Origin of the sequence: Streptomyces sp. NPDC096310, assembly GCF_044763125.1 — a bacterium.
Classification (GTDB): domain Bacteria; phylum Actinomycetota; class Actinomycetes; order Streptomycetales; family Streptomycetaceae; genus Streptomyces.
Genome location: NZ_JBIWFO010000001.1, coordinates 1126531 through 1147921, shown reverse-complemented (window position 1 = coordinate 1147921; position 21391 = coordinate 1126531). Strand labels below are relative to the sequence as shown.

The 21391-nt window shown below is 73.5% G+C and carries 15 protein-coding genes and 1 pseudogene (1 of these 16 cut by a window edge); 7 read left to right on the top strand and 9 right to left on the bottom strand.

Going from position 1 to position 21391, the window contains the following annotated elements; translation table 11 throughout:
- Positions 1–15: 15 nt before the first annotated feature.
- Positions 16–999 (top strand): acetylxylan esterase, encoded by a 984-nt coding sequence (locus ACIQ7D_RS04520; RefSeq protein ID WP_403933460.1) that lies wholly within the window; start codon positions 16–18, stop codon positions 997–999.
- 20 nt (positions 1000–1019) lie between these two features.
- Here the strand turns inward: ACIQ7D_RS04520 and ACIQ7D_RS04515 are convergent.
- The 3 genes and pseudogenes from ACIQ7D_RS04515 to ACIQ7D_RS04505 all read right to left on the bottom strand — a co-directional run.
- Positions 1020–1970, bottom strand: a pseudogene (locus tag ACIQ7D_RS04515) (ABC transporter substrate-binding protein); the annotation flags it as partial.
- The gene (locus tag ACIQ7D_RS04510; protein WP_403933458.1) at positions 1967–2641 is read right to left on the bottom strand and encodes an ABC transporter permease; all 675 of its coding nucleotides are present in this window, start codon (positions 2639–2641) and stop codon (positions 1967–1969) included. The pseudogene ACIQ7D_RS04515 and the gene ACIQ7D_RS04510, both read right to left, overlap by 4 nt.
- Positions 2638–3318, bottom strand: coding sequence for an ABC transporter permease (locus ACIQ7D_RS04505; RefSeq protein WP_403933456.1), 681 nt, complete (start codon positions 3316–3318; stop codon positions 2638–2640). Before ACIQ7D_RS04505 ends, ACIQ7D_RS04510 begins: the two co-directional genes overlap by 4 nt.
- 299 nt (positions 3319–3617) lie before the next feature.
- Here ACIQ7D_RS04505 and ACIQ7D_RS04500 point away from each other — a divergent pair, with 299 nt between their 5' ends.
- From ACIQ7D_RS04500 to ACIQ7D_RS04490, 3 genes are all read left to right on the top strand, one after another.
- On the top strand, positions 3618–4826 hold the full coding sequence (locus ACIQ7D_RS04500; protein WP_403933454.1) for a cytochrome P450: 1209 nt from the start codon (positions 3618–3620) through the stop codon (positions 4824–4826).
- A gap of 9 nt (positions 4827–4835) precedes the next feature.
- On the top strand, positions 4836–5936 hold the full coding sequence (locus ACIQ7D_RS04495) for a type III polyketide synthase (RefSeq protein WP_403933453.1): 1101 nt from the start codon (positions 4836–4838) through the stop codon (positions 5934–5936).
- 184 nt (positions 5937–6120) lie between these two features.
- A complete protein-coding gene (locus ACIQ7D_RS04490; protein ID WP_403933452.1) occupies positions 6121–6909 on the top strand; it encodes an SAM-dependent methyltransferase in 789 nt (262 codons plus the stop codon).
- Between the two features lie 111 nt (positions 6910–7020).
- Here the strand turns inward: ACIQ7D_RS04490 and ACIQ7D_RS04485 are convergent, their stop codons facing one another.
- Positions 7021–7422, bottom strand: a complete 402-nt coding sequence (locus tag ACIQ7D_RS04485; RefSeq protein WP_403933450.1) for a DUF6221 family protein — start codon at positions 7420–7422, stop codon at positions 7021–7023.
- A 288-nt stretch (positions 7423–7710) separates the two neighbouring features.
- On the opposite strand from ACIQ7D_RS04485, the gene ACIQ7D_RS04480 reads away from it, so the two are divergent.
- Genes ACIQ7D_RS04480 through ACIQ7D_RS04470 form a run of 3 tightly spaced genes read left to right on the top strand, consistent with a single transcriptional unit; the run spans position 7711 to position 10408 of the window.
- A complete protein-coding gene (locus ACIQ7D_RS04480; protein ID WP_403933449.1) occupies positions 7711–8547 on the top strand; it encodes an alpha/beta fold hydrolase in 837 nt (278 codons plus the stop codon).
- Positions 8535–9800: a hypothetical protein gene (locus tag ACIQ7D_RS04475; RefSeq protein ID WP_403933447.1), complete on the top strand. Its 1266-nt coding sequence runs from the start codon at positions 8535–8537 to the stop codon at positions 9798–9800. The genes ACIQ7D_RS04480 and ACIQ7D_RS04475 overlap by 13 nt, the downstream gene beginning before the upstream one ends.
- Before the next feature lie 56 nt (positions 9801–9856).
- Positions 9857–10408: a GNAT family N-acetyltransferase gene (locus tag ACIQ7D_RS04470; RefSeq protein WP_403933445.1), complete on the top strand. Its 552-nt coding sequence runs from the start codon at positions 9857–9859 to the stop codon at positions 10406–10408.
- Between the two features lie 14 nt (positions 10409–10422).
- Here ACIQ7D_RS04470 and ACIQ7D_RS04465 read toward each other — a convergent pair whose 3' ends face one another.
- The 5 genes from ACIQ7D_RS04465 to ACIQ7D_RS04445 form a co-directional block, all read right to left on the bottom strand.
- Positions 10423–11691, bottom strand: a complete 1269-nt coding sequence (locus ACIQ7D_RS04465; protein WP_403933444.1) for a cytochrome P450 — start codon at positions 11689–11691, stop codon at positions 10423–10425.
- 36 nt (positions 11692–11727) lie between these two features.
- On the bottom strand, positions 11728–12591 hold the full coding sequence (locus ACIQ7D_RS04460; protein ID WP_403933442.1) for a methyltransferase domain-containing protein: 864 nt from the start codon (positions 12589–12591) through the stop codon (positions 11728–11730).
- A gap of 80 nt (positions 12592–12671) precedes the next feature.
- Positions 12672–14072 (bottom strand): NAD(P)/FAD-dependent oxidoreductase, encoded by a 1401-nt coding sequence (locus ACIQ7D_RS04455; RefSeq protein WP_403933440.1) that lies wholly within the window; start codon positions 14070–14072, stop codon positions 12672–12674.
- A gap of 66 nt (positions 14073–14138) precedes the next feature.
- The gene (locus ACIQ7D_RS04450; protein ID WP_403933439.1) at positions 14139–20297 is read right to left on the bottom strand and encodes a type I polyketide synthase; all 6159 of its coding nucleotides are present in this window, start codon (positions 20295–20297) and stop codon (positions 14139–14141) included.
- Positions 20294–21391 carry the 3' end of a type I polyketide synthase gene (locus tag ACIQ7D_RS04445; protein WP_403933437.1) on the bottom strand. Its footprint extends 20559 nt past the window's final position, so only the last 1098 of its 21657 coding nucleotides appear in the window; the start codon falls outside the window, past its right edge; it ends in the stop codon at positions 20294–20296. Before ACIQ7D_RS04445 ends, ACIQ7D_RS04450 begins: the two co-directional genes overlap by 4 nt.

The following is a 21391-nucleotide window of genomic DNA, read 5'->3' as shown; positions in this document are numbered from 1 at the left end:
CCGAGGTGGTCCCGCATGCCCCAGCCCGATCTCCCCCTCGACCAGCTCCGTACCTACCGGAGCACGTCCGAGGAGCCCGAGGACTTCGACCAGTTCTGGGCGAAGACCCTCGCCGAGACACGCGGCCACGCGCTCGACGTACGGTTCGAACCGGTGGCCACAGGGCTGGCGACGCTGGACGTCTTCGATGTGACGTTCGCCGGTTTCGGCGGCCATCCGGTCAAGGGCTGGCTCGTCCTGCCCGCGTCCGCCCCTGAGCCACTGCCCGTGGTGGTGGAGTACATCGGGTACGGCGGCGGGCGCGGTCTGCCGCACACCCATCTGCTCTGGGGTTCGGCCGGGTTCGCGCACTTCGTGATGGACACCCGGGGGCAGGGCGCCGGATGGAACGGCGGCGACACCCCCGACCCGGTGGGCAGCGCCTCCTCCTACCCCGGCTTCATGACCCGGGGCGTCGAGGACCCGCACGACTACTACTACCGGCGGCTGTTCACCGACGCGGTACGCGCCGTCGAGGCCGCGCGGGCCCACCCGCTGGTGGACGCCGCGCGCACGGCGGTGGTCGGCGCCAGCCAGGGCGGCGGGATCGCCCTCGCGGTGGCCGGTCTGATACCGGATCTGACGGCGGTGGCGCCGGACGTGCCGTTCCTCTGCGACTTCCCCCGGGCGACGACCATCAGCGCCCGTCATCCGTACCGCGAGGTGGGTCTCTATCTGAAGACCTACCGGGGCAGGACGGAGCAGGTGTGGCGGACGCTCGGCTACTTCGACGGGGTGCACTTCGCGGCGCGCGGCCGGGCCCCCGCGCTGTTCTCGGTGGCCCTGGAGGACGAGACCTGCCCGCCGTCGACGGTGTTCGGCGCCTTCAACGCGTACGCCCATGAGGACAAGGCGATCGAGGTGTACGACTTCAACGACCACGAGGGCGGCGGCGCGTACCAGCAGGCCGCCCAACTGGCCTGGCTGCCGGAGCGACTGACGGGCCCGCGGACGGGCTGACGGAGCGGCGGGGCGCCCTGGCCGGCCGGCAACAGTCCCCGTGACTCCAGATAGCCTCTGGCGACGTCCTCGGGCAGCCGCCGCCAGCCGTCCACCCGCTGGTTCAGTGCGGCCAGGTCCGCGGTCGTCAGTACGGTGTTCAGCCGGTCCAGGGCTTCGGTGACGCCTTTCGCACCGGCCCTGGCCCGGTTGACGACGGGCACGATGTTGTCGGCGTTCTGGAGGTGCTTGTCGTCCGCGAGCAGCACCAGTCCGAACCGGCCGAGGGTCGCGTCGGTGGTCGTGGTCAGCACCATCTGGTCCTGGCCCCGCTGGACGGCCTGTTTGGCCGGGGTGGTGCCGACGCCCTTGGGGTCGATGCCGGTGATGTCGATCCCGTACGTCTTCCTCAGCCCCGGTGCGCAGTACGGACGCCGTACGCACTCGTCCCCGGCGGCGAGCCGTACGGGCAGCCCGGAGCGGCCCAGGTCGCTCAGGGTGGTGAGGTGGTGCTTCCTGGCGTAGCCGGCGGCGACCGCGAAGGCGTTCTGGTCGACCGCGCGGCCGGGGTCGAGGACGGTGAGCCCGCGCGCCGAGGCGAGGGTGCGCAGCGCCTTCATGGTGGTGGCCAGGTCGGGTGAGCCGACCGGCCGGGCGCCGGGGCCGTGGGCCTTGGCGTTCAGCCAGTCGGCGAAGGTCGCCGCGTACTCCGGTACGACATCGATCCGGCCGCCCTCCAGGGCCGGTTCGTACAGCTCCCGGTTGGTGACCGAGAGGATCCGGGTGTGGTAGCCGGCCCGTTCCAGCAGGAGCGCGTACATCTGGGCCAGCAGATCGCTCTCGGTGAAGCCGGCGGTCCCGATGGTGAGGTGTTCGCTGTCGCCCGGCGGGGCGGTGACGGCGTCGCGGTTCTCCAGGGACGGCCCCGTGGTGCAGGTGGCGGTCGCCAGGAGCAGGGCGCCGCAGACGGCGGCGGTACGCAGCGGTCTCATCCGGCGCCGCCCCTCACCCACCGCGGTCCCAGCCGCAGCGCCGCCTCGAACGCCCCCTCCACCAGCAGCGCGAGCACCGCGACCAGGAAGGCGCCCGCCACCACCTGGGCCGTGTCGGCGAGGTTGAATCCGGCGGTGATGATCCGGCCGAGTCCGCCGCCGCCGATCAGGGCGGCCAGCGTCGCGGTCGCGACGAGCTGGACGGCGGCGATCCGTACGCCCGTGAGGATCAGCGGCAGCGCGAGCGGCACCTCGACCCGGCCCAGGCACTGGCGTGCGGTCATCCCCATGCCCCGGGCGGCCCGCACGACATCACGGTCGACGCCCCGCATCCCCACGTAGGCGTTGGTGAGCAGGGGCGGGATCGCGAAGAGGACCAGCGCGATGACCGTCGGCCACTGTCCGTACGCGCCGATGGGGGTGAGGAGCAGCAGGACCAGGACGGCGAAGGTCGGGACGGCGCGGCCCGCGTTGGAGATGTTGACGGCGAGGGCGCCGCCCTTGCCGAGGTGGCCGAGGACCAGGGCGACGGGCAGGGCGAGCGCGCAGCTCAGGGCGAGGCAGACGACGGTGAGGTAGAGGTGTTCGGCGAGCCGGTTGGCGATGCCGTCGGTGCCCGGCCAGTGGGCGGGGCTGGTGAGCCAGGACCAGGCGGCGGTGAGGGTGTTCACGCGGGGGCCCGCCGGGTCCAGGGGGTGAGCCGGCGCTGGAGGAGCAGGAGCGCCAGGTCGGCGGCGACGGCGATGAGGACGCACAGGACGGAGGCGGTGAGCACCTGCGCCTTGAAGAAGGTGTTCATCCCGGCGTAGATGAGGTTGCCGAGTCCGCCGTGTCCGACGATGGCGCCGATGGTGACGAGGGAGACGGCGGAGACGGTCGCGATGCGCAGCCCGGCCAGCGCGGCGGGCAGGGCGAGCGGCAGTTCGACGGTGAGCAGCAGCCGGAGCGGTCCGTATCCCATGCCGCGGGCGGCCTGCCGGGTCTCCTCGGGGACGCCGCGCAGCCCGGCGAGGATGTTCCGTACGAGCAGGGTCAGCGAGTAGAGCACGAGCCCGGCGACGACGAGCGAGGCGGACAGTCCGTAGAGCGGCAGCAGCAGCGAGAACATGGCGAGCGACGGGATGGTGTAGAGGACCGTCGTGACACCGAGCACGGGGGCCGCCGCCGCCTTCCAGCGCCGGGCGGCGAGTGCGAGGGGTACGGCGATGACCAGGCCGATCAGGACGGCGGCGAAGGTGAGCTGGAGGTGTTCGAGCACCGCGTCCCACAGGATCGTGCGCCGGCTGGAGAGGTAGGCGCCGCAGATCCACTCGTTGCGCGCGAGGCAGTCGTCCGGAGGCGCGGTCACCCGTCCATTGCAGCGCCGCCGGGCGCCGGGCGCGCGCCGTGCTGGACCGTACGGGTGGACGCGGTCGTCCGGGGCGGGGCGCGCGAAGCCACCCCGTGACGCCGCCCCGGGGTACCTCTGGTTCGGTACCGCATGGCCCCAATTTGCCTGAATGATAAGGGTGTTGCGTGAGATTACCTGGAAATAGCTCTTACGGGTGAACTGCGGGGAATTACTTGCGTACCACGCCGATCGTCATGGCATGCTCCGATCAATCAGGATCGCTCGCCATCTGTCCCCTTCCACGAGGAAGTACCGCGATGACTCCTTCGGACTCCGTGCGCACCTGCCCGGTCCGTCATGACAACGCGCTGGAACCCGACCCCTTCATGACCCGGATGCGGACCGAGGCGCCGGTCACCCGGGTCCGTATGCCCTACGGAGAGGGCGACTGCTGGCTGGTCACCCGGTACGCGGACGTCCAGACCGTCACCTCGGACCGGCGGTTCAGCCGGGCCGCGCTGATCGGCAGGGACTTCCCGCGGATCACCCCCGCGCCCATCGCCCAGTCCGAGGCGATCAATCTCATGGACCCGCCCACCCTCAACCGGGTGCGCCGGCTGATCATCAAGGCGTTCACCACCCGTCAGGTCGAGGAGCTGCGGCCCTGGACGCAGCGGACCGTGGACGAACTGCTCGACGAGATGGTGGCGCGGGGCGAGCCGGGCGACATCGTCGCCGATCTCGCCGATCGGCTGCCCCTGATGTCGATCTGCGAACTGCTCGACATACCGGTCGCGGACCGGCGCCAGTTGCGCGACTGGGCCATGGCGATGATGTCCATGAACGCCGCCGACCGCGACTCCGCGGTGGGTGCGAAGGCCGGGCTGCGGGCGTACTTCACCGAACTGACGGCGGCGCGCCGGCGCGCCCCGGGCAACGATCTCATCAGCGCCCTCGCCACCGCCCGGGTGGGCGACGAGATGCTGGACGAGGCCGAACTGGCCGTCCTGGCCATGCTCCTGGTCGTCACCGGCCACGACACCAGCACGTACGAGATCAGCAACATCGTCTTCACGCTGCTGACCCACCCCGCGCAACTGGCCCGTCTGCGGGCCCGCCCCGACCTGCTGCCCGAGGCCATCGAGGAGCTGCTGCGGTACATCCCGTTCCGCCAGGGTGTCGGCATCCCGCGGGTGGCCCTGGAGGATGTCGACTTCGACGGTGTGACCGTCAGGGCCGGCGACACCGTCCATGTCTCGTATCTGACGGCCAACCGCGACGACCTCGTCTACGAGCGCCCCGACGAGCTGGACTTCGAGCGGATGGACCCCGCCGTCCACATGGCGTTCGGGTACGGCAGCCACCACTGCCTCGGCTCCCATCTCGCCCGGATGACCCTCCAGGTCTCCGTCGGCACCCTGTTCAACCGGTTCCCCGCGCTGCGGCTGGCCGTTCCCGAGCCCGAGGTGCGGTGGAACACCGACTCCATCTGGCGCTATCCGCTGGCGCTTCCGGTCGCCTGGTGAGGAGCTGACATGGCAACACTGTGCAGACCGGCGATCGCCGTGCCCGAGCACGTCATCACCCGGGAACAGACCCTGGAGTTCGCGCGCACCCTGCACGCCGGGCACCCGCAACTCAGTCTGGCGCTACGGCTGATCGGCAACACCGGCGTGCGGACCCGGCATCTGGTGCAGCCGATCGAGGACACGCTGAAACATCCCGGATTCACCGCCCGCAACGCCCTCTACGAGAGCGAGGCCAAGTCCCGGCTGCCCGAGGTCATCCAGCGGGCGCTGGTCCACGCGGAACTGACGACCCGTGACATCGACCTGATCGTCTACGTGTCGTGCACCGGCTTCATGATGCCCTCGATGACCGCGTGGCTGATCAACACCATGGGGTTCAGATCCGCCACCCGCCAACTGCCCATCGCGCAGCTCGGCTGCGCCGCGGGCGGCACCGCCATCAACCGCGCGCACGACTTCTGCATGGCGTATCCACGGGCGAACGTGCTCATCGTCTCCTGCGAGTTCTGTTCGCTCTGCTACCAGCCGGAGGATCTGGGCGTCGGCAATCTGCTCTCCAACGGGCTCTTCGGGGATGCCGTCGCCGCCGTCGCCGTACGGGGTGAGGGCGGGGTGGGCGTGCAGCTCGAACAGAACGGCTCGCATCTCGTGCCCGGAACGGAGGAGTGGATCTCGTACGCCGTCCGGGACACCGGATTCCACTTCATGCTCGACAAGCGGGTCCCCGGCACGATGTCCATGCTCGCCCCCGCCATGCGGGACATGGCAGAACCGTTCGGCTGGGACATCTCCGACCTGGACTTCTACATCGTCCACGCGGGCGGGCCCAGGATCCTGGACGACCTGAGCAAGTATCTGATGCTGCCGTCCGAGACCTTCCGCTACAGCAGGGCCACCCTCACCGAGCGCGGGAACATCGCCAGTGCCGTCATCTTCGACGCGCTGGACCGGCTCTTCGAGGAGGGCGGCGCCGCGCACGGGGCCCGGGGGGTGATCGCCGGCTTCGGGCCCGGTATCACCGCGGAGATCTCCCTCGGCCGCTGGACCCGGCCGGACACGGCCCCGCTCTCCGCCCGCCACGACAGCATCCCGAGGAGCGCGGTGTGACCGCCCGGGAGATCCGGGCGGCCCGTCACGTACGGCCCCCGGCTCTCCCGGGCCCCCGCGGTGATCACAGCCTGGTCCCGGGCGGCCCGGTCGCCTAGGCTGTCCGCCCGTCCGTATCGCGGCGCGGCCACCCGGCCCGCGTCGGCGACCGCGGCGGACCCGGTCACCCACACAGGAGCGTTTCATGACGGCACACCCGCCGCCCCGTCCCCGGATCGACACCAGCAGGGCCCACCCGGCCCGGGTGTACGACTGGCTTCTCGGCGGCAAGGACAACTACGCGGTCGACCAGGTGGTCGGCGAGCGAATACCCCCGGAGGCCAAGGGCAACGCGTTACGGAACCGGGCATACATGCGGCGTGCCGTCGCCTGGGCCGCGCGGCAGGGCGTCGACCAGTACCTCGACATCGGTACGGGGATCCCCACCGAGCCGAATCTCCATCAGGTCGTCCAGGAGATCATCCCGGCGGCCCGGATCGTGTACGCCGACAACGACCCCATCGTGCTGCGCCACGCCGAGGCCCGGCTCACCAGCACACCGCAGGGCGCGACCGACTACATCCAGGCGGACGTCCGGCAGCCGGAGACCATCCTCGACCACGCGCGCACTCTGCTGGACTTCGACCGGCCCATCGCGCTCTGCCTCATCGCGCTGCTGCACTTCGTCCCCGACGAGGACGACCCGTACGGGATCACCCGTACCCTGGTGGACGCCCTGCCCTCCGGCAGCTATCTGATCTTCTCGCACACCACCTTCGACGAACACCCGCAGTACAAGGACGTCGTCACGACCGCCTACAAGGAGGGCGAGATCCCGCTGCGGATGCGGGACCGAGCCGAGGTCGGGCGCTTCTTCGACGGGCTCGACCTGGTGGAACCCGGGCTGGTGACCGCCGCCCACTGGTACAAGGACGGGCCGGCCCCGGAGCCCGAGCTGAGCGGGTTCTACGCGGGCGTCGCGCGCGTACCGTAACCGCCGCGCGCCCGCGCCGGCCTCCCCCGCCCCCGAACTCCCTTGAACTCCCTTGAACTCCCCCGAGCTCTCCGACGGACCGGGCGATCCCGGTCCGTCGGGGGAACACCCCTAGTGGGAGAACCGGGGCAGCCACTTCACCTGATAGTCCCGGTGATGGGCGTGTTCCGCGGCCATCTGACGGACGACGAAGCCCAGCCCCACCGCGCGGCCGGACGCGAAGCCGTCGTCGGGGCGGTCCACGTCCAGGGCCGCGACCTCCGCGTACTCGTCGAGCAGCACGCGGCTCGTCTCGACGCGCCGGAGGGTGTACGCCGGATCCTGACGGGCGATGTGACGGTCGTACCCGTGGGTGCGCAGGCTGAACGCGATGCTGCCGGTGCGGTCGTGGATCTCACCGGGCTGCTCGGGCGGGCACCGCCAGGAATCGCCGCCGGCTTCGCGCGCGATCCGCTCTTCCTCGTCGAGGCGTGCCCGCACGAACGCCATCAGTCCAGCGTTGTGGTCTGTCATCTGGTTCCGGTCCTTCTGGCCATGACGGATCCGCTCCGGGCCGTGCCCGTGCCGGGTCCGTTCCACTCGTCCCGCAGAGCATGCCGCACTTCACGGGCCGCCCGCCGCGCCGTCCACGCCGGGCGCGCGTCCGCACGGGTCCGGCGGCCCGCAAAACCCTTGGGCCGGCCCGACACGTCAGCGGGAAGGCCCGTCCATCACCCGTACGTGGTCGGCCGAAACCGGTGATCGGCCCCAGCCACGGGTAGTCACCTGGAGTACGCGCATCGTGTCTGGGGGTGGAGTCGGATGGACACACGGGAGAGCGGCGGCGGCACCCTGGCCGTACCGGGAGCCAGGCTCCACTACGAGGTACGCGGCAAGGGGCCGCTGCTGATACTCATGGCGGGCGGCAACTCGGACGCGGACGTGTTCGGGAGCCTGGCCGCCGTGCTCGCCACCGGCCACCGTGTCGTCTCGTACGATCCGCGCGGCAACTCGCGCAGCGTGCTCGACGGGCCGCCCGCGGACCAGCGGATCGAGGTGCACGCGGACGACGCGTACCGATTGCTGGACGCGGTGGCCGCGCCGGGCGAGAGAGCGTCGGCATTCGGAAGCTGCTCGGGCGGGCTCACCGCGCTCGAACTGATGCTCAGGCACCCGGACAGGGTCGGATCCGTGGTCGTCCACGAGCCGCCGTCGCTGAGCCTGCTGCCGGACGCCGAGGACCAACTGGCGTTCATCGAGGAGGTCCACACGGTGTTCCGCCGGGAGGGGGTCGGGGCCGCGATGGCGCGGTTCAGCTCCCTCTTCGGCGGACGGTCGGCGCCCGTGCTGCCCGAGGCGCAGGACAACAGCGCGTTCTTCCTGGCGCACACCATGCGGCCGTTCACCCGCTTCGTACCCGATGTGGCGGGGCTGGTGCCGATGGCGGCGCGTATCGCGGTGGCGGGCGGCCGGGAGTCGCGGACGCATGTGGCACGCCGGCCCGTGGTGGTGCTCGCCGAGCGGCTGGGCCGGGAGCTGGTGGAGTTCCCCGGCGGTCACTCCGGTTACGCGAAGTGGCCCGCGGAGTTCGCCCGTCTGCTCCTCGCGCTGTTCGCCACGCTGCCCACCGGCCAGGGGCGGGCACCGTGCGGATCCTGATGGGTGCGCAGAACTGCGGCTTCGGCCCGGCGGCCGGACTCGTCGCGGTCTCCCGACTGCTCCCCGGCCATCACCGGGTCTTCGTGGGGGACGGCGTGGCGGCCTCGTTCGCGTGCCGCAACGCGGACGCCTTCGACGTCATCCACGAGATGTCCCGGTCGGAACCGGTACCGGCCGCCGCTCTCGACGCCCTGCTGGCCTCCTGCGACCAGGTCGTCTCGGTCATGGACGCCGAGCTGGCCCTGCGGGCGGTCGTGGTGGGCCGGCCCGTCGTCATGGTGGACAGCCTCTTCGGCTTCTGGCGCGCGGAGCGCCCGATGGCCGCGATCGGCGAGCTGTGCGCGGGGCTGCCGCGCTCCTCCTTCGCCGCCGCCGACCGGCATCTCGCCGCGCTCTCCCCGCACGAGCGCGTGCTCGCGGCACATCTGCTCGCGCGGCACAGCGTCGTCCAGAACTTCCCGGGCGTCACCGACCGCGCGGCCGCGTTCGCGGCCCTCGGCGCCGGCCCGGTGACGCATCTGTCCGGGCCGCTCATCGATCTGGCCGGGGTGCGCGACGTACCGCTCGGCGGCGCACCGGAGTACGACCTGCTGATCAACATCGGCGGGTTCAGGAACTTCCTGCTGGACTTCGACGTCAACAACGACTACCTGCGCCTCCTCGACCGGTGGATTCCCGACCTGCTGCGCGACTGGCCCCGGTTCCCGCGCGTCCTGGTCTGCGGCGGCCCGTTCGCCGGGCGCCGCGAGCGGAGCTACCAGACCGCGGGGAGGCGGGCCGACTGCCGTCTCCTGCCACAGCGCGCACTGCTGCGACAGGTCGCGCACGTCCCCCACTATCTGCTGGCACCGGGGCTCACGGCCCTCCACGAGGCCCTGGCGCTCGGCCGGCTGCCGCTCGGGCTGCACGAACAGCACTACGCGCACCTCTTCACCGTACGGAGCCTCGGCTCCACGCTCTTCGGGCGCGCTGCCGGGCGGTTCGCGGACGTGCTGCCGCGCCGGCGTATACCCGAGGACGACATCGCGGGAACCGCGGCCCTCGTGCGGACCGCCGCCCGGGTCCGTACCGACGACACGCTCTACGCCCTGTTCCGGCGCACGCTCAACGAGCGGATCGAACAGTACGTCGCACTCACCCCGGCGCAGCGGCACCACGGCGTCGAGGAGTTGCGGGACGTCCTCGGCGGCCCGCCGGTCTCCTCGGTGCTCGCCGCGGTCTTCGGAGAGGCGGCGGACCATCCGGGAAAGTGAGTTGGCCGGGGGTAATTCCTTTGCGTCCGGGCCGCGCGCGGTTGCAGACTGTGCCGGTGCTGATCCGACGTGAGACCCCCGCAGACCAGGCCGCCGTACGGGCCGTCACCACGGCCGCCTTCGCGACGCCGGAGCGGCCGGAGCCCGTGGAGGCTCCGCTGCTCGACGCGTTGCGGGTCTGTGACGACTGGCTGCCCGCGCTGTCGCTCGTCGCCGTCGGCGACCGGGACGCAGACGGGGACCGGGACGGCGGCGGGCAGCCGGGGCGGGTCGTCGGGCATGTGGTGTGTACGCGGGGGCGGGCCGGCGGTGACCCGGTCCTGCTGCTCGGTCCGCTCAGCGTGCACCCGGACCATCAGCGGCGCGGTGTCGGGCTGGCGCTCGTGCATTCCGTGCTCGGTGCGGCGGACGCGCTCGGCGAACCGCTCGTCGCGCTGCTGGGCAGCCCGGCGTACTACGGCCGGTACGGCTTCCGGAACAGCACGGAGTACGGGATCGTGCCGCCCGATCCGTCGTGGAGCGAGTACTTCCAGGTCCGTACGCTGAGCGCGTACCGGGGCGGGCTCACGGGCACCTTCGGGCTCGCCGAACCGTTCGACCACCTCTGAGTCCGGGCGGCCCCTCAGACCTGACCGGTGAGCGTGACGGGAAGTTCCTCCATGCTGCGCATGATGGCGATCTCCCGCCAGCGGATCCCGTCGTCCGGTACCGCGAGGGAGAGCCCCGGGTAGCGGCGCAGCAGTGAGCTGATGGCGATCTCGGTCTCCATCCGGGCGAGGAAGGCTCCCAGGCAGTTGTGGATGCCGTGACCGAACTGGAGATGGCCCTCGTTCTTGCGCGTGATGTCGAGGGTGTCGGGCGCGGCGAACCGCTCCGGGTCACGGTTGGCGGCCGCGAGGACCACCTTGACCAGTCCGCCGGCCGGGATGACCTGGCCGTCGAGCGGGATCGGCTCGGTCGCGACCCGCAGTACGGCGGTCTCCAGCGGGCCTTCGAAGCGCAGCAGTTCGTCGACGGCCCGGGGCAGCAGTGCGGGATCCGCCCGGAGCGCCGCGAGCTGGTCCGGATGGCGCAGCAGATTGAGCACGGCGTTGCCGATGCCGTTCACCGTGGTCTCGTGGCCGGCGATGAGCAGTTGGACGGCCATGCTCACCAACTCGTGCTCGGAGAGCCGGTCTTCGTCGGTGTCCCGGACGGCGATCAGCGCGGAGAGCAGATCCCCGGACTCCTCGGTGCCCGCCGCGCCCCGGGCGGTCTCCGGCCGCTCGGCGCGCTTGGCGGCGATGAGTTCGCCGAGGTAGCCGCGCAGGTTGCGCATGGCGTCGGTGGGTGACATGCCGTCCCCGACATCGGCGGGGAGCACGAACATCGTCGTCGTCCACAGTTTGAAGCTGTCGTAGTCCTCCGGCGGCACCCCGAGCAGTTCGCAGATCACCGCGATGGGCAGCGGCGCGGCGACCGCCTCGATCAGGTCGGCGTGTGCGGCGTCCGGGCCGAGCGCGTCGAGCAGCCCGTCCATCAGCTCCTGCACCCGGGGGCGCAGGGCCTGGATCCGGCGGGCGGTGAAGGTCCGGTTGACGAGCCTGCGCAGCCGGGTGTGGTCGGGCGGGTCGCTCGACAGCAGGGTGTGCGGCGCCTCGTTCTCCGGGTCGAGGTAGCCGTACGCGAAGGCCCCGAGCGCCTTCTGGACGACGTCGCCGTCCATGGAGAGCCGGGGGTCGCCGAGTGCGGCCTGTGCCTCGGCGTAGCGGGTGATCAGCCAGACGGTGAGTCCGTCGGGGCGCTCGACGCGGTGAACGGGCCCCGCGTCCCTGAGCCGGGTGAGCGCGGGGTAGGGGTCCTTGAAGTACGCGGGGGTGTAGAGGTCGTGCACGGGGCAGGTCTCGGTCATGGGGTCCTCCGGGAGGCGTTCGTCGACCGGGAGCGGTCAGCGGTTCGGGCGGTGCGCGCTGATGAGGAGGTAGCCGAACTCGGGGATCTCCGCGAGGCGCTGCCAGCCGCGCAGTTCCTCCGCCACGGCCGCGGGCGGTGACCCCAGGTCGTTGAGGATCGTGTCGAGGCGGTCGTTCGCCTGGCGCCAGAGGGTGCGGAAGGTGGGGCGGACGGTCCGGTCGGTGATGTCCGTGATCGCCTCGGGCGTCAGACCGGCGCCGGCCAGCAGGTCCGGGTACTCCTCCGGCCTGGCCAGCGACCTGATCATGTTGGCGCGCAGATAGCCGGCGACGGTCTCGTCGTCCTCGGCGCGCTCGGCGGGGAAGGGCGCGCGCAGCACCTCGTCGGTCAGGACGAGCCGGCCGCCGGGGCGCAGTACCCGCGCGATCTGCCGGAGCACGCCGGGCCGGTCCATGTGCATGATCGACTCAAGGCCGAAGACCGCGTCGAAGGACCCCTCGTCGAACGGCAGGTCCATGGCGTCGGCGTACTGGAACACCACCTGTCCCGCCAGCCCTTCGGCCCGGGCGAGTCCGGTGGCCTTGGTGATCTGTTCCCGGCTGACGGTGACGCCGACGACCTCGGCGCCGGTGGCGGCGGCGAGTTTGACGGCGGGGCCGCCGACCCCGCACCCGAGGTCGAGCACCCGGCTGCCCGGGCCGGCGTCCAGCCGGGCGATGACCAGGTCGGTGAGGCGTCCCATCGCGTCGGAGAGACCGCCCTCGTCGTCGGGGTCCTCCCAGTACCCGAAGTGCAGGCTCTCACCGAAAGCCAGCAATTCGGGCACGCGCGACAGCCGGTCGTAGCGGTGACCGACCTCCTCCGTCGTCCACGGGGTCTCCTCGGCGCTTCGGCTCATCTCGCGGTCCTTCCTGGTCGTCCGGGTGTCAGGGGGCATCGGTCACGCGGCACGGGGCACCGGTCACGGCACGGTGGTGATCACCGGGCCGGGTCGCGGGAGAAGAGCGCGCGTTCGCGCTCCGTGAAGGGCGGGGCCGTCAGCGGCGGTGCGCCGGGCCCCCGCAGCGCGTCGAGCACGGACCTCGGTGCCAGCAGGCGGGACACCGGGGCCGACAGGGTGAAGATGTCGGCGATGGCGGCGGCGACGGCGGGACGGGTGGCGGACGCCCGTGCCGCGCGCGCGGAGTAGCGCCGCATCAGCTTCGCCCCGACGCCGAAGCGGGGGCCGATGACGTCCGGGTACTGGACGTCCTGGCCGACGGCGAGGGCCCAGGCGTCGTTCACGGTGGCCGCGAGGGCGCGCTGGACGCGCTGTGCGCGCTCCGGTACGTATCCGTACCGCTCCAGGTCGGTACGGAGCGCGGTCGCCGCCTTCGCCGCCACGGACATGCCGTGGCCGTACACCGGGTTGAACGCGGCCAGCGCGTCGCCGAGGGCCACGAACCCGGCGGGCCAGACGGGCAGTTTCTCGTAGTGGCGGCGGCGGTTGGCGGTGCTGCGGGAGCCGCACACCGGGCCGAGCGGCCGGGCCGCCTCGATGAGGTCGGCGATGACCGGGGTGCGCAGGGTGCGCGCGAACGGCAGGAAGCCCGCGTCGTCCGTCGGCGGCTGCGCGGGCCGGACGCCCGTCAGGGTGACCAGCCACCGGCCGTTCTCGATCGGCAGCAGGGTGCCCGAGCGGCCCGGGGCCGGGTCGGCGGGGCTCGGCATCACGGTGACGGCCGGGAAGTCACGCTCCGCGCCGGGCGGTACGCGGAACAGCCGGGTGGAGTAGGCGAGTCCGGTGTCGACGGTCTCTTCCCGTACCCGGGGTATCCCCAGCTCCTCCAGCCAGGTGCGCGCGGCCGAGCCGCGCCCGGTCGCGTCGACGACGAAGTCCGCCCCGATCAGCGACGCCTCGCCGGTGGCCCGGTCGCGAATCCGGACGGCCGTGACGCGGCGGCTGTCGCCGTCGAGCCCGGTGACGTCCGTGCCCTGGAGCAGGGTCACCCGCGGATCCGCGAGGACCTGTTCCCGTACGGTCCAGTCCAGCAGGGCCCGTCCGCAGGTGATGACGTACTGGAGGTCCGCGGAGCGCGGCACCCAGCCCTGCGCGGTGGAGGAGACAAGGCCCTTCCGTACGCTGATGCGGTGCGCCCCGGCGGCGTAGAGGCTCTTGGTGATGCCGGGGACGAGCGCCTCGATCGCCTCGGCGCCGCTGGACATGAGCATGTGCGCGTGGCGGGCCTGCGGCACGCCTTTGCGTTCCTCGGGGCCGGCGGGCATCCGGTCGCGTTCGACCAGGGTGATGTGGTCCGCGTGGCCCGCCAGTGCGGCGGCGGCCAGGGTGCCGGCCAGACCACCGCCCAGGACCACCGCGTGGGTCGCTCGTGCTGCCATCGCCGTGACGTTCCTTCCTCGTATGGATCAGGGGGCTGTGCGTGGGTGCGTACGTCGGTACGTGGGTCAGGAGAGGCCGGACAGCCATTCCTGGACCAGGCGGGCGGTCTCCCCCGCGTGGGTCTCCAGCATCGTGAAGTGGTCCCCGGGCGCGTCCACGGCCGTGTGCGGGTGCGGCCAGGCGGAGGACCACTGGTTCTCCTCCGCCCGTACCAGCAGGGTGGGGACGGAGATCTCGGCGGGCTCCCAGGTCGAGAAGGCCCGGACGTAGCCGCCCATCGCGGTGAGCCGTTCGTCGTCCGGCGCCGCGGCGTCCCCGTCCCGGGCCCGCAGACCGGCCGCGAGGTCGGACTGGAAGCCGGGGAGCGCGTGCACGTCCCCCGGGACGATGTCCAGGAGCACCACGGCCCGGGGCGGGGCGCCGAGTTCTTCGAGGCGGGCGGCGACGGCGTACGCGACCATCGCGCCCGAGGAGTGGCCGAGCAGCGCGTACGGGGCGGGGCCCGCGTGGCGCCGTACGGTCTCCGTGTGGAGCGCGACGAGCGCGTCGACGCCGGCCGGGAGGGGGCCGCCGTCGCCGAAGCCCGGTTCGGGGAGCACGGTCACCTCCCGTACGCCGCGGAAGGCCGCGGCGAACCGCGCGTACTGATGGGGTCCGGCGATCGCCAGGAACGAGGGGAAGCAGAGGAGCCCGGGGGCCCGCTCCCCCGTCGCGAGCCGCAGCGGCCTCGGCGCCGGGCCCGTGCCGTCGGTGAAGACGGGCCGGAACGCGGCGGCGTCGCCCAGCAAACGGACGAACGCCTCGAACCGGCCGTCGTCGCACGCGGTGCGGAACAGGGCGCTGAGCCCGGAGCCCGGTCCGGCCGGTGCGGCCTGCGGGGCGGCGGCCGGTTCGGAGACCGTCACCATGGAGCGCAGCCGCGTGGTGAGGGCGCGGGGCGTCGTGCACTCGAAGAGCAGGGTGGCCGGGAGCGATGCGCCGACGGCCTCGGCGAGCCGGTTGCGCAGTTCCACGGTGGTCAGCGAGTCGAACCCCATCTCGATGAAGTCCTGTTCTGCGTCGACCGCGTCCGGGGACCCGTGGCCGAGCACCTCGGCCGCGAGGCCCCGGACCAGGTCGAGCACCGCGCCGTCCCGCGCGTCCTCGGTGAGGCCGGCCAGCCGCCGGGCGAACGACGGCGCGTCGGCGGGGGCGCCGGACCGGCGGGGCGGTGCGGGCACCAGGGCGCGCAGCGGCGCGGGGACGCGTCCGCCGGCGCGGGCGCGGGCCCGCAGGCCCGCGAGGTCGAACGCCGCGGGGACGACGACCGCCTCGTCCTGCGCCCGGCCGAGGTCGAACAGGGCGAGTCCGTCCTCGGCGGACAGGGCCCGCATCCCGGAGCGCGCGATCCTGGTCCGGTCGGCGTCGTCCAGGGTGCCGGTCATGCCGCCGCCCTGCGCCCAGAGCCCCCAGGCCAGCGAGGTGGCGGGCAGCCCGGCCGCGCGCCGGTGAGCGGCCAGGGCGTCCAGGAAGGCGTTGGCGGCGGCGTAGTTGGCCTGTCCGGGGGCGCCGACGGTGGCGGCGACCGAGGAGAAGAGCACGAAGGCGGTGAGGTCGGCGTCCGCGGTCAGTTCGTGGAGGTGGAGCGCGCCGTCCACCTTGGGGCGCAGCACCCGGTCGAGCCGGCCGGGGGTGAGCGCGGTGACGACGGAGTCGTCGAGGACGCCCGCCGTGTGCACCACGGCGGTCAGCGGATGTGCGGCGGGCACGCGGGCCAGCACGTCGGCGAGGGCGGCGCGGTCGGCCGTGTCGCAGGCGGCCAGTTCGGCGTCGGCGCCCGACGCGCGCAGTTCGGCGAGGAGTTGGTCCGCGCCGTCGGCGGCGGCTCCGGCGCGGCTGAGCAGCAGCAGCCTGCGGACGCCGTGCTCGCGTACGAGGTGCCGGGCGACCAGCCCGCCGAGCGCCCCGGTGGCGCCCGTGACGAGAACGGTGCCGGCCGGATCCGTGGTGACGGTACGGCCGGACGCGGCGAGCCGCGCGAGGCGGGGCGTGTACGGGGTCCCGGCCCGTACGATCACCTCGGTCTCGCCCTGCGCGAGGGCATGGGCGAGGGCCACGGGCAGGGTACGGTCCCGGTCCGCGGGCTCGTCCAGGTCCACCAGGGCGAAGCGGTCCGGGTGTTCGCTCGCCGCCGACCTGACCAGGCCCCACAGGGGCGCGTGCACCAGGTCCCGGACGCCCTCCCCCACCGCGCCGCTGGTGAGGAACACCAGCCGGGACACCGCGAACCGGTCGTCGGCGAGCCATTCCCGTACGAGGCCGAGTGCCCGGTGGGTGGCCCCGTGGGCGTCCCGGCCCGACAGGCAGGGCACGACGACCGCGTCGGGGAGCGGCAGGCCGTCGTCGACCGCCTTGGTGAGGGCTTCGAGACCGGAGTACGAGGCGGTGCCGGGCGCGCCGTACGCGGTGCCGTCCTCGTCCTCCAGCACCGCCGGCCGCGGGGCCGGGAACTCCGGTGCCACCGAGGGGAGTTCGGCCAGGGTGATCCGGAACAGGGCGTCGCTCGGGGCGCCCGTCGCGGCCCTGAGCCGGTCGGCGGCGACGGTGCGCAGGGCGAGCGAGGCGACGGAGACCACGGGGCGCCCGGTGGCGTCCGCCGCGTCCAGGGCGACGGCGTCGGGGCCGGTGGACGTCATGCGTACGCGCAGCTCGGCGGGGCCCGTGCCGTACGACCGTACGCCGTTCCAGGAGAAGACCAGCCGGTGCGAGGCGCCGCCGCGGTCCTCGTCCCCGGCCGACAGGCCCAGCACATGCAGGGAGGCGTCCAGCAGCGCGGGGTGCACGCCGAACCCGCTTGCCGTCGCGCGCTGTTCGTCGGGGAGGCGGACCTCGGCGAACGTCTCGGCGCCGCGCCGCCAGGCCCGCCGTACGCCCTGGAACGCCGAGCCGTAGTCGTAGCCGAGGTCCGCGATGGAGGCGTAGAGCCCGTCGACCTCCAGCGGGGCGGCCCCGTCCGGCGGCCACGCCGTGAGGTCGAAGCCGGCCGGTTCGGTGTCCGGCGCGAGCACACCGCTCGCGTGGAGCGTCCACGGCAGGTCGGAGCCGTCGGGCCGGGCGTGGACGGAGACGGTACGGGTGCCCCGGTCGCCGCTCCGGCCGGCCGGGCCGAGAGTGACCTGGATCCGGGCGGCGCCGTCCTCGGCGAGGACGAGGGGCGCCTCGACGAGCAGTTCGTCGACGCGTCCGCAGCCGACGTACGACCCGGCGTGGAGGGCGAGTTCGAGGAAGCCGGTGCCCGGGAAGAGGACCGTACCGCCGACGGCGTGGTAGGCGAGCCAGGGGTGGGAGCGCAGCGAGAGCCGGCCGGTGAAGACGGGGCCTCCCCCGGCGGCGGGTTCCAGCGTGGCGCCGAGCAGCGGGTGTCCCGCCGGGGTGAGCCCGGCGGCGCCCACATCGGCCGAGGGGGCGGCGCTCGCCCAGAACCGGCGGCGGCGGAACGCGTACGTGGGCAGCTCCACGCGCTCCGCGCCGGGGAACACGGCGGGCCAGTCCACGGGCACGCCGTCCGCGAACAGTTCGGCCAGCGCGGTGAGCGTGGAGCGCGGTCCGCCGCTGTTCCGGCGGACGGCCGCGACCAGGGCCGCCGGTCCGGTCAGGCAGGCCTCGGCCATCGTGGTGAGGACGGCGTCGGGGCCGATCTCCAGATACGCGTGGGCGCCGAGCCGTTCCAGGGCGCGGACGCCGTCGCGGAACCGTACGGGCTCCCTGGCCTGCCGTACCCAGTACTCCGGGTCGTCCAGCCCGGCCGCCGGTTCGCCGGTGAGCGTGGAGACGACCGGGACGCGCGGCGCGGAGAGGGTGAGGCCCGCGACGACGGTCCGCAGCTCGGCGAGCATCGGTTCCATGAGCGGTGAGTGGAAGGCGTGGCTCACGCGCAGCCGGCGGGTCCTGCGCCCCTGTTCCTCCCAGTACCCGGCGACCTCCATGACGGCCTCCTCGTCCCCGGCGATCACCGTGGAGGCGGGCCCGTTGACGGCGGCGACGCCCAGGCGGCCGGTGCGTCCGGCGAGCGAGGCGACGACCTCGTCCTCCTCGGCCCTCACCGATACGACGGCGCCGCCCTCGGGCAGTGCCTGCATCAGCCGGCCCCGGGCGGCGACCAGCGCGCACGCGTCCGGGAGGGAGAGCACGCCGGCGGCGTGCGCGGCGGCGATCTCGCCGATGGAGTGGCCGAGCAGCAGGTCGGGGGTGAGTCCCCAGGACATGAACAGCCGCAGGAGGGCCACCTCGAAGGCGAACAGCGCGGGCTGGGTGAACTCCGTACGGTCCAGGAGCGCGGCCTTGGGGGTCCCCTCGGCGGCGAACATGACCTCGCGCAGCGGCAGCTCCAGCTCCGGGTCGAGACAGCCACAGATCTCCTCCAGCGCGTCGGCGAAGACGGGGAACGCGTCGGCCAGGTCCCGTCCCATGCCGGGCCGTTGGGCGCCCTGACCCGAGAAGAGCCAGGCCGTCCTGGGGCCGGGGCGCGCGGTACCCCTGACCGGTCCTGGCGCCCCGGTGGCGAGCGCGTCCAGGCCGCGCAGGAACTCCTCCCGGTCGGCCGCGACCACGGCCGCCCGGTGCGGGAACGCGGAGCGGGTGGTGGCGAGGGAGAAGCCGATGTCGGCGAGGCCGTCACCGGGCCTTTCGGCGAGCTGGGCGGCCAGCCGCGCCGCCTGGGCGCGCAGCGCCTCCTCGCTCCGGGCCGACAGGACCCAGGGCAGGACGACGCCGGGGCGCGGCGCCACGGGCGACGGTACGGCGGGGCGCGGTACGACGGCTTCCGGTACGGCGGCTTCCGGCGCGGCCGGTGCTTCCTCCAGGACGATGTGCGCGTTGGTTCCGCTGACGCCGAACGAGGACACCCCGGCCCGCCGGGGGCGCCCGCCCCGTACCCAGGGCCGTTCCTCCGTCAGCAGCGACACGGCGCCCGACTCCCAGTCCACGCGCGGGGTGGGAGCGTCCACGTGCAGGGTCCTCGGCAGGACACCGTGGCGCAGCGCCAGCACCATCTTGATCACGCCCGCCAGCCCGGAGGCGGCCTGGGTGTGGCCGATGTTGGACTTGACCGAGCCGAGCCACAGCGGGTGGTCCCGGTCCTGTCCGTACGTGGCGAGCAGCGCCTGCGCCTCGATCGGGTCGCCGAGCGCGGTGCCGGTGCCGTGCGCCTCGACGGCGTCCACGTCGGCCGGTGTGAGCCGGGCGGCGCCCAGCGCCTCGCGGATGACGCGTTGCTGCGCGGGGCCGCTGGGCGCGGTCAGGCCGCTGCTGGCACCGTCCTGGTTGACGGCGGAGCCCCGGACGACGGCCAGCACGGGGTGGCCGTGGCGTTCGGCGTCCGACAGCCGTTCCAGCAGCAGCATGACGGCGCCCTCGCCCCAGCCGGTGCCGTCGGCGGCCGCCGCGAAGGACTTGCACCGGCCATCCTTGGCGAGCCCGCGCTGCCGGCTGAACTCGACGAAGGTGCCGGGGGTCACCATGACGGAGACCCCGCCCGCCAGGGCGAGCGAGCACTCGCCGCGGCGCAGCGCCTGTCCGGCGAGGTGCAGGGCGACCAGCGACGAGGAGCACGCCGTGTCGACGGTGAGCGCAGGCCCCTCCAGGCCGAGCGTGTAGGCGATCCGCCCCGAGATGACGGAGGCGGCGCTGCCGGTCAGCAGATATCCCTCCAGTTCCTCGGGCGGGGGCCGCAGCCGGGTGCCGTACCCCTGGTCGGCGGCGCCGACGAAGACACCGGTCCGGCTGGAGCGGAGCGTCGCCGGGTCGATTCCGGCGTGCTCGAACACCTCCCAGGCGGTCTCCAGGGAGAGGCGCTGCTGCGGGTCCATCGCGGCGGCCTCGCGCGGCGAGATGCCGAAGAAGGCGCCGTCGAAGTCGGCCGCGTCGTGGAGGAAGCCGCCGACACGGACGTACGAGGTGCCGGGCCGGGCCGGGTCGGGGTCATGGAGGGCCGCCAGGTCCCAGTCCCGGTCCGAGGGGAACGGGGTGAGCGCGTCCCGCCCGTCGGAGATCAGCTCCCACAGCGCGTCGGGGGTGGCGACCCCGCCGGGGAAGCGGCAGCTCATGCCCACGACGGCCAGCGGTTCGGCGGAGGCGGCGGTGAGTTCGTCGTTCTGCCGCCGCAGCCTCTCGTTGGCCTTGAGGGACGCCCGGAGCGCGTCGACGATCTTCCGCTCGGTTCCGGTGGTGGCGCCGGTGCCGGTCATGACATCTCCAAGTCCGAGTCGGCGTTCTCGTACGCCAGCTCAAGCAGGCCGTCGAGCTCCATGGAGTCGATGGGGTTCTCCGACGGGGGTTGCGCGGTGCCGGTGCCGGCGCCGGCGGCGGGACCTGCCGGATCCGTCCCGGGGTCCGGGGCCAGTGCGTCGCGCAGGTGCCGGGCGAGGGCGAGTGGGGTCGGGTGGTCGAAGATGAGGGTGGCGGGCAGGCGGAGCGCGGTGGCGGCGTTCATCCGGTTGCGCAGTTCGAGCGCCGTCAGCGAGTCGAAGCCCAGGTCGAGGAAGCCCCGGTCGGGGTCGATGGCGTCGGCGGAGGCGTGGCCGAGGACGGCGGCGGCCTCGGTCCTGACGAGTTCGCCGAGGAGCTGGTCGCGTTCGGCCGTGGTCAGCGCGGCGAGCCGCCGGGGCCACGGAGGGGCGGCCGCGGGCGCCGCCGTACCGGCCGTGCCCGCCGCCCGCCGGGCCGGGAGGGTGACGAGGCCGCGGAGCAGCGCCGCGGGCCCCTCGGTGCCCGCCGCCGTGCGCAGCGCGGCGAGGTCCAGGAGTACGGGGACGACGACGGCCCGGTCGGCGGCGCCGGCCGCGTCGTACAGGGCCAGGCCCTCGGCGGGTGTCAGGGAGGCCATGCCGCCGCGGGCGACCCGGGTGAGGTCGGTGGCGCTGAGCTGTTCGGTCATGCCGCCGTCGGGCGCCCAGGGGCCCCAGGCGAGCGACTGGGCGGGCAGTCCGGCGGCGTGGCGCCGCCGGGCCAGGGCGTCGAGGAAGGTGTTCCCGGCTGCGTAGGCGGCCTGTCCCGGGCTGCCGAAGACGGCGGCGGCCGAGGAGAACAGGACGAACGCGGCGAGGTCGTGGTGGGCGGTCAGTTCGTGCAGATGGAGCGCGGCGTCCACCTTGGGGCGCAGGACGGTGTCGATCCGGTCGGGGGTGAGCGCGGTGACCACGCCGTCGTCGAGGACACCGGCGCAGTGGACGACGGCGGTCAGACCGACTCCGGAGAGCAGCCGGGCGAGGGCGTCGCGGTCGGTGACGTCGCAGGCCGCGGAGGTCGCGTCGGCGCCGAGCGCGATCAGTTCGTCGCGCAG

What these genes read in the sequence shown, in the direction of transcription:
- ACIQ7D_RS04520 (WP_403933460.1), top strand. Translation starts at nt 16, where the DNA reads ATGCCCCAGCCCGATCTCCCCCTCGACCAGCTCCGTACCTACCGGAGC.
- ACIQ7D_RS04500 (WP_403933454.1), top strand. Translation starts at nt 3,618, where the DNA reads ATGACTCCTTCGGACTCCGTGCGCACCTGCCCGGTCCGTCATGACAAC.
- ACIQ7D_RS04495 (WP_403933453.1), top strand. Translation starts at nt 4,836, where the DNA reads ATGGCAACACTGTGCAGACCGGCGATCGCCGTGCCCGAGCACGTCATC.
- ACIQ7D_RS04490 (WP_403933452.1), top strand. Translation starts at nt 6,121, where the DNA reads ATGACGGCACACCCGCCGCCCCGTCCCCGGATCGACACCAGCAGGGCC.
- ACIQ7D_RS04485 (WP_403933450.1), bottom strand. Translation starts at nt 7,422, where the DNA reads ATGACAGACCACAACGCTGGACTGATGGCGTTCGTGCGGGCACGCCTC.
- ACIQ7D_RS04480 (WP_403933449.1), top strand. Translation starts at nt 7,711, where the DNA reads ATGGACACACGGGAGAGCGGCGGCGGCACCCTGGCCGTACCGGGAGCC.
- ACIQ7D_RS04465 (WP_403933444.1), bottom strand. Translation starts at nt 11,691, where the DNA reads ATGACCGAGACCTGCCCCGTGCACGACCTCTACACCCCCGCGTACTTC.
- ACIQ7D_RS04460 (WP_403933442.1), bottom strand. Translation starts at nt 12,591, where the DNA reads ATGAGCCGAAGCGCCGAGGAGACCCCGTGGACGACGGAGGAGGTCGGT.
- ACIQ7D_RS04455 (WP_403933440.1), bottom strand. Translation starts at nt 14,072, where the DNA reads ATGGCAGCACGAGCGACCCACGCGGTGGTCCTGGGCGGTGGTCTGGCC.
- ACIQ7D_RS04450 (WP_403933439.1), bottom strand. Translation starts at nt 20,297, where the DNA reads ATGACCGGCACCGGCGCCACCACCGGAACCGAGCGGAAGATCGTCGAC.